The organism is Arboricoccus pini, assembly GCF_900187945.1.
GTDB classification, from domain to species: Bacteria; Pseudomonadota; Alphaproteobacteria; order Geminicoccales; family Geminicoccaceae; genus Arboricoccus; species Arboricoccus pini.
The window spans coordinates 65,359-80,395 of sequence record NZ_FYEH01000007.1 but is presented as its reverse complement, the minus strand read 5'-3'; the positions used below and the strand labels follow the sequence as shown (position 1 = coordinate 80,395).

General features: G+C 62.8%; 12 protein-coding genes. 6 read left to right on the top strand and 6 right to left on the bottom strand.

Going from position 1 to position 15,037, the window contains the following annotated elements:
* Nucleotide 1: 1 nt before the first annotated feature.
* The 4 genes from CFB17_RS11240 to CFB17_RS11225 form a co-directional block, all read right to left on the bottom strand.
* Nucleotides 2-646, bottom strand: coding sequence for an NUDIX domain-containing protein (locus tag CFB17_RS11240; protein ID WP_207762028.1), 645 nt, complete (start codon nucleotides 644-646; stop codon nucleotides 2-4).
* A gap of 27 nt (nucleotides 647-673) precedes the next feature.
* Nucleotides 674-916 carry an Lrp/AsnC ligand binding domain-containing protein gene (locus CFB17_RS11235; protein ID WP_088561645.1) on the bottom strand — a complete coding sequence of 81 codons (243 nt, stop codon included), beginning with the start codon at nucleotides 914-916 and terminating at the stop codon, nucleotides 674-676.
* Complete coding sequence (locus CFB17_RS11230) at nucleotides 916-2,466, bottom strand: DEAD/DEAH box helicase (protein ID WP_322112136.1); 1,551 nt, start codon at nucleotides 2,464-2,466, stop codon at nucleotides 916-918. Before CFB17_RS11230 ends, CFB17_RS11235 begins: the two co-directional genes overlap by 1 nt.
* A gap of 505 nt (nucleotides 2,467-2,971) precedes the next feature.
* Nucleotides 2,972-3,523 (bottom strand): hypothetical protein, encoded by a 552-nt coding sequence (locus CFB17_RS11225; protein ID WP_088561643.1) that lies wholly within the window; start codon nucleotides 3,521-3,523, stop codon nucleotides 2,972-2,974.
* Here CFB17_RS11225 and CFB17_RS19020 point away from each other — a divergent pair.
* The 6 genes from CFB17_RS19020 (at nucleotide 3,507) to CFB17_RS11195 (ending at nucleotide 10,217) form a co-directional block, all read left to right on the top strand.
* Entirely contained in the window at nucleotides 3,507-3,935 is a 429-nt protein-coding gene (locus tag CFB17_RS19020) for a hypothetical protein (RefSeq protein WP_133063892.1), read from the top strand. The genes CFB17_RS11225 and CFB17_RS19020 overlap by 17 nt on opposite strands.
* On the top strand, nucleotides 3,932-5,380 hold the full coding sequence (locus CFB17_RS11215; RefSeq protein WP_088561641.1) for an amidase: 1,449 nt from the start codon (nucleotides 3,932-3,934) through the stop codon (nucleotides 5,378-5,380). The genes CFB17_RS19020 and CFB17_RS11215 overlap by 4 nt, the downstream gene beginning before the upstream one ends.
* A gap of 1 nt (nucleotide 5,381) precedes the next feature.
* Complete coding sequence (locus CFB17_RS11210) at nucleotides 5,382-6,281, top strand: DMT family transporter (protein WP_088561640.1); 900 nt, start codon at nucleotides 5,382-5,384, stop codon at nucleotides 6,279-6,281.
* 36 nt (nucleotides 6,282-6,317) lie between these two features.
* On the top strand, nucleotides 6,318-7,628 hold the full coding sequence (locus tag CFB17_RS11205; RefSeq protein ID WP_165769571.1) for an NAD(P)-dependent oxidoreductase: 1,311 nt from the start codon (nucleotides 6,318-6,320) through the stop codon (nucleotides 7,626-7,628).
* An 81-nt stretch (nucleotides 7,629-7,709) separates the two neighbouring features.
* The gene (gene map, locus CFB17_RS11200) at nucleotides 7,710-8,549 is read left to right on the top strand and encodes a type I methionyl aminopeptidase (protein WP_088561638.1); all 840 of its coding nucleotides are present in this window, start codon (nucleotides 7,710-7,712) and stop codon (nucleotides 8,547-8,549) included.
* An 84-nt stretch (nucleotides 8,550-8,633) separates the two neighbouring features.
* Entirely contained in the window at nucleotides 8,634-10,217 is a 1,584-nt protein-coding gene (locus tag CFB17_RS11195; RefSeq protein WP_088561637.1) for a peptide chain release factor 3, read from the top strand.
* A 6-nt stretch (nucleotides 10,218-10,223) separates the two neighbouring features.
* Here CFB17_RS11195 and putA read toward each other — a convergent pair whose 3' ends face one another.
* Entirely contained in the window at nucleotides 10,224-14,051 is a 3,828-nt protein-coding gene (gene putA, locus CFB17_RS11190; RefSeq protein WP_088561636.1) for a trifunctional transcriptional regulator/proline dehydrogenase/L-glutamate gamma-semialdehyde dehydrogenase, read from the bottom strand.
* Nucleotides 14,052-14,172: 121 nt separating this feature from the next.
* Nucleotides 14,173-15,030, bottom strand: a complete 858-nt coding sequence (locus tag CFB17_RS11185; RefSeq protein ID WP_088561635.1) for a glycine betaine ABC transporter substrate-binding protein — start codon at nucleotides 15,028-15,030, stop codon at nucleotides 14,173-14,175.
* Nucleotides 15,031-15,037: the final 7 nt, after the last annotated feature.

Here is a 15,037-nt window from a genome sequence, read left to right as displayed (position 1 = left end):
GTCAGTCGCGCCCGGCCCGCCAGCGTTCTTGCAAGGCGGCGGAGGAGGACTTCATCCACAGAAGGGCCATGACGGCCGTAACACCCTGGATGCGCCCGTCATCCAGCCAGGACAGCGCTTCCTCCAGTTCCAGGACATGGTTCAAGATATCCTCGTGCTCCGAGGCCAAGCCGTGGACGCTTTGGCCAATGACCGGCAGGTCTACCTCGGCGACGAACAGATTGACCCTCTCGGCCGAGGCGCCTGGGCTCGGGTAGAACTGGTGAATCAACTCCATACGATCAGCAGTCAGGCCGCATTCCTCGACGAGTTCGCGACGACCAGCCATCTCCGGATCCTCGCCGGTCTCGATCAGGCCCGCCGGTGTCTCGATCATCCAGGGCTGCGCCGTTGTCGCGTCGCGCACCGCGCCCAGCGGACCTGTGCGAAATTGCTCGATCAGCACGACGCGATTGCGGCGCGAATCATAGGGAAGAATGCCGACCGCGTTGCTGATGCAGAAAAGCTCGCGCCGTATGGGCTGGCTCCAGCTGCCATCAAATTGTTCGTGCCTGAGATCGACGACATCCAGCGCGAAAAAGCCCTGATAGGCCCGCTGTCTTGCGATAATCTCGAACCTGCTCGGCCTCAGGGGCTTGTCGCTCACTACCATACGGCTCCGTCGCTATGCCGCCTAAGCGAAGGCCTTGAATGCGATCAGGGTGAACGTCTCCCTGACACCGTCCAGGGTCTGCACCCGGCTCGTCACGAACCGACCGATATCGACATCGTCGGCAAGGTGGAACTTCATGATGAGATCGAACTCGCCTGAGGTCGAATAGACCTCGGAAGCTTCCTCGATGCTCTCGATCGCCTGCTCTGCGGTCGCATAGGCTCGACCGAGCGCGCATTTGACCTGAACGAAGATGGTCCGCATCAGTCCTCGTCCGACTCGTCCGCCACATTGCGCGAGCGAAGCCGGGCTGGAACTTTCTGCAGCATGAAGGCGGGAACATCGTCGCCGAAGCCGAGAACGGGGCTTTCGCTCCGCTTCTCCTCCTGGCTCCCCCGCCCCCCCTTCGCCCCGTCACGACGCGCGGGAGAAGCCGCCTTGGCAGGCTGGCGCGCGGTGCTGGCTGCCACGACGGGCGCGGGCTCGGCCGCCGGTCGTTCCGTCTCGACGCGCCGTCGTCTGCGTCCACCCGCGGCGACCGGCGACGGCGACGAATTGTCGGCGTCCGGAACTGGCTCGCTAGGCCGGGCTAACCTGTGGCGGCCGGTTCTGGCCATGTCGGCGTCGCGCCCCGGATCCTTGTCGTCAATGACGTCGTTGCCAGCTTCACCGACGACGAGACGCTTGATGTTGCGCTGAGTGACGCGCTCGACGTTCGCCAGCAGCTTGCGGTCCTCCGGCCCCACCATCGTGAAGGCGCGACCCTTGCGGCCAGCACGCCCCGTCCGGCCGATACGGTGCACATAATCGTCGGGATTAAGCGGCACGTCGTAGTTGATGACGCAAGGCATGTTGCTGACGTCGAGACCGCGCGCGGCTACATCCGTCGCCACAAGGAAGTCGACTTCACCCTTAGTGAACTGGTCGAGGGTGAGCTGCCGGTGATGCTGCTCGAGATCGCCATGAAGATCACGCGCATTGAGACCCGCGCGCTGCAGATGGCGCATGACACCACCGATTTCGCGCTTCCGGTTGCAAAAGATGATGGCCTTCTCGATCCCCTCGCGGCGGATCAGCTTGGCCAGCGTCTTCTTCTTGTCCTCGCCAGCCTCGACGATGAAATCCTCGACCGTCGCAGCCGTCGTTGCCGGAGGCGCTACCTTGATCTCGATCGGATGGTCCAGGAAGCGGTCGGCCAGCCGACGGACTTCCGGCGGCATGGTCGCGGAAAAGAGCAGGGTCTGCTTGCGTCCTAGCAGCAGGGAGACGATCCGCTCCACATCGGGCATGAAGCCCATGTCGAACATGCGGTCCGCCTCGTCGATTACAAGAACCTCGACACCGCCCAGAAGCACACGGCCACGCTCGAACCAGTCGATGAGACGACCAGGCGTCGCGATAAGGACGTCAACGCCCTTTTCGAGAACCTTTTCCTGGTCACCCATCCCTACGCCGCCGATGAGGAGCGCCATCGACAGATTGAGATACTTACCGTAAATCTCGAAATTTCGCGCCGTCTGCGTCGCGAGCTCGCGCGTCGGCGACAGGATCAACGAGCGAGGCATGCGCGCCCGCGCTCGGCCAGCAGCCAGGATATCGAGCATCGGCAAGGTGAACGATGCCGTCTTGCCCGTCCCCGTTTGCGCGATACCGATCACATCGGTACGCTTCAAGACATAGGGAATTGCCTCCGCCTGGATAGGCGTCGGCTGGCTGTAGCCCATCTCATCGATGGCACGAAGAATTTCCGGTCGCAGCCCCATGGCCGCAAAGCCGGCCTCGGGAGCCGCGATCATTGAATCAGCGGGCGACAAGTAATTCCTAACATAAGCATACGCGTTTGCGTGCGTATATGGACAGGGCCGCAAGGATGTCAATTCGCTCGTATGGCAAACAACGGGGACAGGGTTTGGTCGATCCCGCGCAAGTCCGGCAATCGACCTGCGCCATCCTTGTCGAGGGACGAGCAGCGCCCCTATCGACGATCACATCAGATGAAGAACCAACGAAGCATTGGTCGCGAATTCATCGCTCAGTTGAAGTGATCAGCATCACTGTCGAAACCGATCGCACCCCAGACGACAATCAATACTTCCGCACTTTCATCTAAGCTGCGATTTCTGAACCGTCGAAGCGGCGCCAATTTCGTCGTTCCGGATTTCGGCGGGACATCTACAAGCAACCGAGCCCGGCGAAACCGCTGAAGACTTCACTCAGATGATAGCGCGACGCCAACAAATCGGCGTCCCAAACACGTCCTAAGACAGCGTGCAGCGGCGATGTTTGCGGCTGCACGATCGTCCCTCCCCCGTGCGGCCCTCAGGCGAGGTCCAGCTTCTGCAAGGCCTCGACCAACGTCGGATGCAATTGCCATACGATATCCGCCTTCTTGCTGGCGGGCTCAGCCACGGCCAGAACACTGGCATGGCCCGTTCCTTCATCGTCAGCCGAGACGGGCATGCCCAGATAGTCACCTATCAGCCGGCCGAGCTTGCCATATTGGGTGGCGGTCACGGTATAGGCCTTGTAGCCGCCGGCCTTGGCGATCTCGATCGACGTCATGCGATGATCGGCGGCGGCCGCATGTGCGCGCAGCATCGCCTTCAGCGGCTCGGCAATCTCCATTTTCTGGAGCGCCTCGACGAACGAATCAACGGATGGAACACCGTCGACCCAGCCCTGCCGCTGCTTTTGGTCACGTTCATCAAGGCGTGCCTTCATAGCCTCGATCGCTGCTTCGGACGTGGGCCCCGAAGTGTCCTTGAAGACGAGATGATCCGCCACGAACGAGCTGGCCCTCCAGCTTGTTCCGATCTTCATCGTCCGAATACGATAGGTTCCGTGCGGAACCTCGATGACGCCCGAGCTCATACTCTCGCCGTTCTGGTTTGTCGGCTGTGTCCGTTCCGCGCCGGGCGGAAAGAGGATCTATGCCACATTCATCCGAATTCGCGCCATCAAAGCACGTAACGATGCGCAACGGCAACATCTGCGGGGGCCGGGGCTCTTTAGTGCGATGTCAGCCAATGGTAGCTTGCCACTCGTGGTAAGAAGAGGACGGACCGGGATGGCGGGCGACGAAACGACGACTGGTCCTAAGGATTTAGGGGCGCAACTGACCGTTCCGCCCGCCGCGATCGAAACCGCTCAGGCTTTGGCCGAGACTGTGCTGCGTGCCACCGCCGACATGCCGTTCGCCGCTGAACCACAGCAGTTTCTGGAAGCGCTCGAGGTCCTGAGCGCCTCGCCCGAGAGCACCGCGAATGTGGGCGAGAACAAATGAGGAATGCTGAGCTGCTGAGCCTGGGTCTCATAGAGATCGCCCAGAAAATCCGGACGGGCGAGGTCACCTCGCTCGAGGTGACTGAAGCCATGTTATCGGCGCTGGACAAGGAAGGCCGCGCCCTCAATGCCACTGCCCGCGTGCATGCAGAGGCCGCTCGCGAAGAGGCCGCGCGTTGCGATGCGGAACGTCGGCGGGGAATCCTGCGAGGCGCCCTCCATGGCGTGCCCCTGGCGCACAAGGACATGTTTCATCACGCTGGCCGGCCCTCCGAGATGGGCAGCCTGATCTTCAAGAACTATGTGCCGCAGGTCACAGCGACTGTGATTGAACGCCTAAGTGCGGCGGGCTCCATTGATGTGGGCCGCCTCAACATGGTGGAGTTCGCGCTGGGCGTTACGGGTCACAACGACCATACCGGCCACCCGAAGAATGCCTGGAATCCGGAGCGGGTCACCGGGGGTTCGACCAGCGGCGGTGCCACGGCGGTGGCTGCCAGGCTCACGTTCGCCACATTGGGATCCGACACGGGCGGCTCGATCCGTACTCCTTCGTCGCTCTGCGGTGTGGTCGGTATCAAGCCCACCTACGGAAGGGTGAGCCGAGCGAATGCGATGCCGTTATCATTCTCCCTCGACCATGTGGGCCCCATCGCCCGGTCGGCCGCCGACTGCGCCTTGATGCTCGAATTGATCGCCGGCTTCGATCCCAAGGATGGCACCACGAGCCGGCGCCCCGTTGAGCGTTACCGCCAGCGGATCGGCCAGCCTATCAAGGGCCTGCGCGTGACGCTGGCTACCGAAGAAGGCTTTGAGGGTCCGCTCGACGACGATGTCCGCAACGGTTTTGCCGAAGCTGGCCGGGTGCTTGCCGAGATCGGCCTGGAAGCGACGAAGCGGCCGCTGCCCCCAATGGAGCCTTTAAACGCCCTTCGGCGGCTGATCTCCGTGGTGGAGGTAGCCTCCCTGCACGAGACTCTCGTGCGCACCCGGCCACATGACTACAATGTCACGACGACTTCGCGCATGCTCCCCGGCTTCGCCGCTCCCGCTAGCGCTTATCTGCGCGCGCTGTCTGCCAGGGCAGGCCAGTTGCGGGCCTATTGCGACGCCGTCTTCGCCGACGCCGACATCATCGCCCTGCCAACCATCCCTCAACGGCCGCCCACCATTGCCGAGACGAGCACGGGCGGTGATGCACGCTATGTCCAGGCATCGAACGAGCTGGCGGCCCTGATCGGCGCTTTCAACTATCTGGGACTACCGGCGCTCAGCACGCCCATGGGCTTCGATCGCGACGGCATGCCCATGGGCTTGCAACTGGTAGGCCGACCTTTCGCGGAAGCCCAGCTTCTAGCCGTGGCAGAAGCCTTTGAATCGGCCACAGGCTTCGCCGTCCGTCGTCCGGCTTGGCTCGAGCGCGGCGGCATGCCGGCGAGAGCATGAGATGGTGGCACGACCCGCGCTGGCAGTGGCACGTGCACCGGAACTGACGGGCATCCTCCTGACGCTTGTCGCCATGGGCATGTTCGGGACCATGGACGGCCTGAGCAAGGCGCTCGTCCAGTCCTATCCACCCCAGCTCGTTCTTTGGCTGCGCTATCTGATGGCGCTGCCGCTGGTGATCCTGGCGCTGGCCCCACGTCACCCGCTGGTCGCCATGCGGCAGACGCGTGCATTCAAGTTACAGTTACTCCGCTGTCTGTTTCTTATCGTCGAGACCGGGCTCGTCATCACCGCGTTCAAGACCCTGCCGCTTGCCAACGCCCACTCGATCTTCGCCGTGACGCCATTGGTCGTGACAGCCCTTTCCTTCTTCTTCCTGGGCGAGCAAGTCGGATGGCGACGCTGGACCGCCGTCGCCATCGGCTTTGTTGGCGTCCTGATCATCCTGCGGCCCGGACTGATGCCGCTTGGCAGGGATATGGCCTTCATCGTCGTCGCCATGCTGCTCTATGCGACCTACATGGTGCTCACGCGGCTGGTGGCGCGCGTCGATGCCGCCGATACCAGCTATCTTTTGCAGAGTATCCTCATGGTGCTGATGCTATCGCTGATGGGGCCGTTCTTTCTCACGCCCATCGCGCTTCGACATATCCCGTTGCTGGTTCTCCTGGGTGTACTCGGTGCTGCCGGGCACTACTTTCTCGTCCAGGCCCTGGCATTGGCACCGGCGGTCGTGGTCCAGCCCTTCACCTATACCCTGCTCCTCTGGGCAGTCGGGATCGGCTACCTATTTTTCGGTGACCTCCCCGATGTATGGACGGGAGTGGGCGCTTCACTGGTGGTCGGGGCCGGCCTGTATGCCGCTTGGCGCGAGCATCGCAGGCGAGCCATTCCAGCCTAGGGAGGTTGCACCAAACAACATAAGAGGGTGATGAGCATGAAGGGATCAGAGGGATTTGTCGTCCTGGTTGAATTTTCGGTCAAGGAAGGCAGGACGAAGGAATTTCTCGAGCTGATCACCCGTCATGCCGAAGCTTCATTCGCCAACGAAACCGGTTGCCTGCAATTCGACGTCATCGAGGACGGAAATGACGCGCATCGGGTGTTCCTCTACGAGGTCTACGCGGATCAGGCTGCGTTCGAGGCACACCGGACGATGCCTCAAATGCCAACGACGCTGGCCGGCCTCGAGCCTCTGATCGAGAGCTCGCGGATCTCAATGCATAATCGGTTTCGTCATCCCCGCCCGACAGCCGCTGTCTCTCGACGAATCCTCGTGACCGCTCCTGCTTTGCGCGAACGCCACCATCTTCTCAAAGGCCTGGAACAGGCCGGTTATGAGCTGATCTTCGCCCCGCTCGATTACACGCCCGGTGAGACCGAGCTGGTCACCATGCTGGGCGGCTGTTGTGCCGTTATTGCCGGCATGGAGTCCTACACCCGCCAGGTTTTCGCCCAATGTCCCGAGCTTCGCTGTATCTCGAGGCTGGGCGTCGGCCATGAGCATGTCGACCTGATGGCGGCCTCCAATGCGGGTGTCGCCGTCGCGGTGACCCTTGGCACCAACAACGACACCGTTGCCGACTATGTACTGGCAGCCATGGGCCTGCTCGCCACACGGACGCTCGACTACGACGCCGCCGTTCGTCGAGGCGAGTGGGCGCCGCTTTTTCATAGTGGCCTTTCCGGCGCCATCATCGGCCTCGTCGGCTTTGGCCGCATCGGACGTAGCATTGCCAAGCGCTGCCAGGGGTTCAGCGCAGAGATGCTGGTGGCCGACCCGAACATGGATCCCGATACGGTCGCCCGACTGGGCTGCACGCTGATGCCGCTGGAGCGCCTGCTGCCACAGGTCGATTTCCTCTCGATCCAGGCGCCGCTGCTGCCGTCGACGCGGCAGCTCATCGGCGGACGGGAGCTCGCAGCCATGAAGCCCGGATCCTTTCTCGTGAACGTAGCCCGCGGCGAGTTGCTCGACGAGACGGCTCTCGTCAGCAGCCTGCGGGCCGGCCATCTCGGTGGTGCCGTTCTCGATGTTTTCCAGCGCGAGCCCCTTCCAGCGAATTCGGCGTTGCTCGAGGCGCCGAGGCTGATCTTGACGCCGCACATCGCCGGCCTCTCGGAGACGTCGCTCGACGCCATGGCCCGTCGCGCCGTGCACTCGCTTCTTGACGTGCTGAATGGTGTTGATCCCGGGCAGGGCTACCTTCTCAATCCCGAGGTGGTCGAACCAATTGCTGTACTCTAGATATTTGACAAGCGGGCGCACGCAATGCTAGGCGCCCGGAATTGAGCGCCCCAAGCCATGTCCAGGAAATTGTCGGCAGGTATGAAACGCACGGTCATCGATACGGGCGGCACTAATCGTCCCGTGCACCTTTACGAGCCCGCCGATTTCGCCGCCGCACACCGCGCCGGCAACCTTGCCGCGCGGACGCTCGACTTCATCACTGCTCATGTCCGCGAGGGGATCTCGACGGCCGAACTCGATCGCCTGATCGATACCTTCATGCGCGATCATGGCGGCGTGCCGGCCACGCTCGGCTATAAAGGCTATCCTGCGTCGTCCTGCATTTCGATCAACGAGGTCGTCAATCACGGGATTCCGAGCGAAAAGCGCCGGCTGCGCGAAGGTGACACGCTCAATATCGACGTTACCGTCATCCTCGACGGCTGGTATGGCGACACGAGCCGCATGTTTCATGTGGGCTCGAAGATACCGGTTAAGCGAGCCCTTTTGACCGAACGGACGTTCGAGAGCATGTGGGCCGGGATCAACGCCGTGCGCCCGGGTGCCACGATGGGCGATATCGGCGCGGCCATTCAGGCCGTGGCGGAAGAGAACCGGAAGGGTCGCAGCTTTTCGGTCGTTCGTGACTTTGTCGGTCACGGCGTCGGACGCGAGTTCCACGAACCGCCCGAAGTGCGCCATTATGGCAAGCCTGGTCAGGGACTCGTCCTCGAGCCCGGCATGATCTTCACGATCGAGCCCATGATCAATGCCGGTACATGGCAGGTCCGCATCCTCGACGATGGCTGGACGACCGTCACCAAGGACCGCGAGCCTTCCGCGCAGTTCGAGCATATGCTGGGGGTGACCGAAGAGGGCTACGAGATCTTCACCCTCTCCCCCGCGGGCTTCGACAAACCGCCCTACGGCGTGCCTTAGGCACCTAGGCGCCTGTTTTTAGCGTGGCACCAGTCCAGCCGTCGGCGTTCATAGGCCGACGACTTTCCCTTTCCTGGACCTCTCATGGCACTCTCCCCCATCGTCGAAGCCGAGGCGAAGAAACGGCGAACCTTCGCCATCATCTCTCACCCGGATGCGGGCAAGACGACGTTGACCGAAAAGCTGCTGCTCTTCGGCGGTGCCATCCACTTGGCCGGCGAGGTCAAAGCCAAGGGCGAACGGCGTCGCGCGCGCTCGGACTGGATGAAGATCGAGCAACAGCGCGGCATCTCCGTCTCGACGTCGGTCATGACCTTCGACTATGGCGGTTGCACGTTCAACCTCCTGGACACGCCCGGTCATGAGGACTTTTCGGAGGATACATACCGGACGCTGACAGCGGTCGACAGCGCCGTCATGGTGATCGACGCTGCCAAGGGCATCGAGCCGCAGACACTGAAGCTCTTCCAGGTTTGCCGCATGCGCGACGTGCCCATCATGGCGTTCATCAACAAGATGGATCGCGAGGCGAAGGACCCGATCGAACTCCTGGACGAGATCGCCTCCCGCCTGGCGCTCGACGTGGCGCCGATGAACTGGCCGATAGGCATGGGGCAGAATTTCCGCGGCGTCCTCGAGCGCGAGAGCGGCCGTCTCACGCTGCTGGGCGATGCGAGCGAGCCGGAGCAGACGATCGCCGACCGTCGAAGCAATAGTCTGGCCGACCGCGTCCCCGCGGCACAGCTAGCCGACCTCGACGAGACGATGGAGCTGGTGGACGGCGCCTTGCCGCATTTCGACGTGCAGTCCTATCGCGAAGGCCACCTGTCGCCTGCCTTTTTCGGCAGTGCGCTCCGGACGTTCGGCATCCGCGCTCTTCTGGACGGGCTCGTCGCCTATGCACCCCCGCCTCGCCCACAAGCGTCGGTCGATCGTGAGATCGAACCTGGCGAGGACAAGGTGGCGGGCTTCGTGTTCAAAGTGCAGGCCAACATGGATCCGAAGCACCGCGACCGCGTCGCTTTCGTTCGTCTTTGCTCCGGTCGCTTCATGCGCGGCATGAAGCTCACCATGGTTCGCCACGCCAAGCAGCTGGCTGTCTCCAATCCGATCTTTTTCATGGCCGGCGACCGCGAACTGGCTGACGAAGCCTGGCCTGGCGACATTATCGGCGTGCCCAATCATGGCCAGCTTCGGGTGGGCGACGCCCTGACCGAAGGCGAACCCATCAAGTTCACCGGCATTCCGAACTTCGCACCCGAAATCCTCATGCGCGTGCGGCTGGGCGACCCGATGCGGGCCAAGCATCTCAGAAAGGCGCTAGAGGACCTGGCCGAGGAAGGAGTCACGCAGGTTTTTCGGCCGATGATCGGCGCCGACTGGATCGTCGGCGTCGTTGGCCAGTTGCAGCTCGACGTCCTGAAGACGCGGCTGGAGGCTGAATATAATCTGCCGATCGACTTCGAGTCCGCGCCTTACGTCACGGCGCGCTGGTGCGATGCTGACGATTCGCGTGCCCTGGACGCGTTCCGGACGCAGAAGAAATCGTCCCTCGCCGAGGATCGCGACGGAAACCCTGTCTATTTGGCTCGCAACACCTGGGACCTGAATCGAATCCAGGATGATTTTCCCGCCATCCGTTTTACCGAGACACGCGAGCGCGCCTAGGCATCGTCAGCCGATGCTCATCAGGCTCGCATTGCCGCCGGCTGCGGCCGTGTTGATGCTGATCGAGCGCTCCAAAATCAACGCCTCCTGGCGATAGAGGCTGCCGCCCGCTATCTCGTCGCTCGTCAGGCCGAAAATGCTGCGGATCGGCCCGTCCAATGCAGCCAGCGCTTGGCTGACCTCGGCCAGTTCGTCGCCCGGCCCTTCGAAGAGCACCGCCAAGGCATGGCTCTCTGTCACCGACTCGATCACCGTTACGTGTGAGCTGATCTCAGGCGGCAAGGCCTTGAGTTTGGGGGCCAGCGCGGATGGTAGGATTATCTCGACGCGCGCACCCGCGAGGAACGCAGCACCGAGTTGCAACCAAAATCCGGCCTCGCTGCGGGGCAGGCAAAGCAGCCAAGATCGCGGGATCAACTCGTAACTGTTCCGCTCACCGACGGGTCCCGCTAGGTCGATCGCTGCGTCGGCGATGATCGGCAACTGGGCCAGCCGTTCCGCCAGCTTTCGTTCGCGCGCGCCAAGCCAGGAGAGGTAGGAGCGTGCAAGATCCGGCATTCCGCCCTCGATATGCAGATCTTCAAGGCAGGTGGCGAGCAGACGGCGCATATAAAGGGGGCCGCCTGCCTTTGGCCCCGTGCCCGAAAGGCCATGGCCGCCAAAGGGCTGAACGCCGACGACGGCCCCAACAATATTGCGGTTCACGTATATATTGCCGGCCTCGATGCGACGAATCAGTCGCGTGATCGTCTCGTCAATCCGGCTGTGAATGCCGAAGGTCAGGCCATAGCCCGTGGCATTGATCGCGTCGACGAGATGATCAAGATCGGCGCGCCGATAGCGTAAAACATGCAGGACGGGACCAAAGACTTCCGTCTCGAGTTCCTCGACCCGCTCGATCTCGATCAGCGTCGGCGCCACGAAAGTGCCCCGTCCCGTGCCTTCCGGCAGCACCAGACTGTGAACAGGATGGCCTGAGGCTCGCATCGCGGCGATATGCGCTTCGATCGTTTGCTTGGCGTCTCCCGCGATGACCGGGCCGATATCTGTTTCGAGCCGGTCTGGGTTGCCGATCGAGAGCTCGTCCATGGCGCCCTTCAGCATGGTCAGGAGCCGATCGGCGATGTCGTCCTGCACGCAAAGCAGGCGAAGCGCTGAGCAGCGCTGGCCGGCCGAATCGAAGGCCGATACGAGAACGTCGGCCACGACCTGCTCAGCCAGGGCAGAACTGTCGACGATGAGAGCATTCTGGCCGCCGGTTTCAGCAATCAGCGGAATGGGCCTGCCCTCAGGGCTGAGCCGTGCTGCCAGCTGTCGCTGGATGGCGCGGGCGACGCCAGTGGAGCCGGTGAACATGACGGCGCGCGTGCCCTGATGGGCGACCAGCGCCGCACCGATCTCGCCATCGCCCGGCAGGAGTTGTACGGCGCCCGGAAGGATCCCGGCTTCCCTGAGGATGGCGACTGACTGAGCGGCGATGAGCGGTGTTTCCTCGGCAGGCTTGGCCAGGACCGGATTGCCCGCCGCCAAGGCTGCCGCGACCTGGCCTGTGAAGATGGCAAGGGGGAAGTTCCACGGACTGATACAGACCACCGGGCCCAATGGTCGGTGCGCGTCGATGGAAAAATGCGTTCGCGCCTGCAAGGCATAGTAGCGAAGGAAGTCCACGGCCTCGCGAACCTCGGCTACCGCATTGGCCAGGGACTTGCCGGCCTCACGAACGATGAGCCCCATGAGAACCGGCATCCTTGCCTCGAGGAGCTCGGCTGCCCGCTCGAGACAAGCAGCCCTTTCCGAGGGCGGCGTCGATTGCCAGATCGGCGCGGCTGCAAAGGCGGCTGCCATGGCCGCCTCCACCTCCTCCGGCGAACTGTCCAGCACATGACCGACGACATCATGGTGGTCGGCCGGATTGAGGATGGCCCTGCCGCCCGCGGCCGATGGCGGGACGGCCTCGCCGATCAACGGGGCAGCCTGCCAGGTCAATTCAGCACTGCCAAGAAGCGAGGCCGCCAGCGACGCCAGTCGCTGCTCGTTGCTGAGATCAAGGCCGGCGGCGTTGGCCCGATCACCATAGAGGTCTCGCGGCAGCGCGATTGCCGGATGGGGCATGCCATGCACCGCCTGGGCCTGAACCTCCGCCACGGGATCTGCCACCAGCGTCTCGATCGGAATGGCGGCATTGCCGATCCGATTGACGAAAGACGTATTGGCGCCGTTCTCCAGAAGGCGGCGGACGAGATAGGCCAAAAGCGTCTCGTGCGTGCCGACGGGCGCGTAGATGCGACAGGGGCGGTTCAGCTTCTCCCTGCCCACCACCTCCTCGTAGAGCACCTCGCCCATGCCGTGCAGGCACTGAAATTCATACTGGCCAGCATAGTAATTCTCCCCAGCCATGGTGTGGATGGCTGCGAGGGTCTGGGCGTTGTGGGTGGCGAATTGCGGAAAGACGGCGTCGGGCGCCCCCAGAAGCTTGCGGGCGCAGGCCAGATAGGAAACGTCGGTGTGGACCTTTCGCGTGAAGACCGGGAAGCCCTCCAAGCCATCGACCTGTGCTCGCTTGATCTCGCTGTCCCAATAAGCGCCTTTGACGAGCCTGATCATGAGCCGGCGGGAACTGCGGCGTGCAAGGTCGATGAGATAGTCCAGCACGAAGGTGCAGCGTTTCTGGTAGGCTTGGACGACGAAGCCGATGCCGTTCCACTCGGCCAGATCCGGATCGAAACAGAGTCCTTCCAGAAGATCGAGCGAGAGTTCCAGCCGATCGGATTCTTCGGCATCGATATTGATGCCGATGTCATAGCGGCGCGCCAGCAGGATGAGGTCCTTCAGCCGCGGCAAAAGCTCTTCCATGACCCGATGACGCTGGCTGCGGCCATAGCGTGGGTGAAGTGCCGATAGCTTGATGGAGATGCCTGGCCCCTCATAGATGCCGCGCCTGCCGGAGGCCTTGCCGATGGCGTGAATCGCCTGCTCGTAATCCCGGTAATAGCGGGCGGCATCGGCGGCGGTGGTCGCGGCCTCACCCAGCATATCGTAGGAATAACGAAAGCCCCGCGCCTCCAGCCGACGGCTGTTGGCCAGCGCCTCGGCGATCGTCTGACCGGTAACGAACTGCTCGCCCATCATCCGCATGGCCATGTCGACCCCCTTGCGGATCAAGGGTTCCCCGCCTTTGCCGATCAGTCGGCCAAGGGCACTGCTCAGGCCCGCTTCGCTATTGGTGGTCGTCAACTTGCCGGTGACGACCAATCCCCAAGTCGCGGCGTTGACGAACATCGAAGGGCTCTGCCCCAGATGGGCCTGCCAGTTGCCGTCCTTGATCTTGTCGCGGATCAGCGCATCGCGCGTAGCCCGGTCGGGAATGCGCAAAAGGGCCTCGGCCAGACACATCAGGGCGATGCCCTCCTGGCTGGAGAGTGCATATTCCTGGATCAGGCCTTCGACCCCACCGCGACGGTTCTTGGCCCGCAGCTTCAAGGCCAGATCTTGCGCCAGCTTGGTCGCACGCTCGCGCGCCGGTGCCGGGAGGGCCGCCGACGCGAGGAGCAACGGCAGGCACTCCTCCTCGGGTCGACGATAAGCGGCCGTAATAGCTGCCCGCAACACGGATTGCGCGCCGACGCCTCGCGCGAATGCCAGGAACGGCATTGGTACGGCTTCGCTGTCAACGTCGCCGATGGCCATAGGCAGTCCCTGCTCCCAACGGTCGAGCAACAATGCGATCGACTGCTTGATCAAGGCGTGTGGCGTGCGCCCGAGCGATTCCGCCGCATCCTTGAGTCTGGCTCGCAGATCCTCGTCGATCTTCACCCCGACCGTCGTTGTCGCCACGCCGCCATCCCCCCAATAGCCCGTGGTGAGGATAGCGCGACATCGCTAAGGCGCAACCTAAATAAAAAAGGGGCGCAACCCCCATTTTAAAGGGTTGCGCCCCTCGGGCGTCAGATTGCGATTAGGCCAGCCACGCTTTGACCTTCTCGGGGTTGGCAGCTACCCAGTCGGCCGCCGTCTTGGCCGGATCCACGCCAGCGTCAAGGTTCTTGAGCATGAGCCCTTGCTCGTCGTCGAGCGACAGCTTGAATTTGGTCAGGATGGCGTAGACCTCGGGGAGATCATCTTTCAGACCCTGGCGCGCTACCGTGTTGACCGTCTCTTCGCCGCCCAGCGACTTTTTCGGGTCCTCCAGGTATTTGAGCTTGAATGCCGCCCACATCCAATGCGGCGTCCAACTGGTCACGACGATGCTCTGCTTGCGGTTGATGGCGTCCTTGAGGGCCGCCGTCATCGTCGCATCGCTGCCCTCGACGAGCGTAATATTGGAGAGGCCATAATCCTTGATCGCCTTTTCGGACGCCCGCATGAGGCCGGCACCCGGATCGATGCCGATCACCTTGTTGTCGACGAGGTCGCCCTTGGCCTTGAGATCCGCGATCGAGGTGAGCTCGACATAGTCGGGCACGGCCCAACCGAGGCGGGCGCCCGTGACGTTGGGCCCTATCAGGTCCACCTGGTTCTTGAGCTTCTTATAGTAGTCAGCATGTGTCACGGGCAGCCATGCTGCCACCATGGCATCGGCATCGCCCGTGGCCACAGCCTGCCACATGGCCGCGCCCGAGACGGGCGTCAGGGTGGGCTTGTAACCCTGCTGCTTGAGCACTTGCGCAAGGATGTTGGTTGCTACGATGGTGTCAGACCACTCGACATAGGCGAGCTTGACGTCCTTGCTGGCTGCCAGCACGGGAGCGCCCCTGAGAAGGCTGGCGCCCGCGACCAGACCGGCAGCGCCGGTCAGCAGATGACGACGTTGCATGCACGTT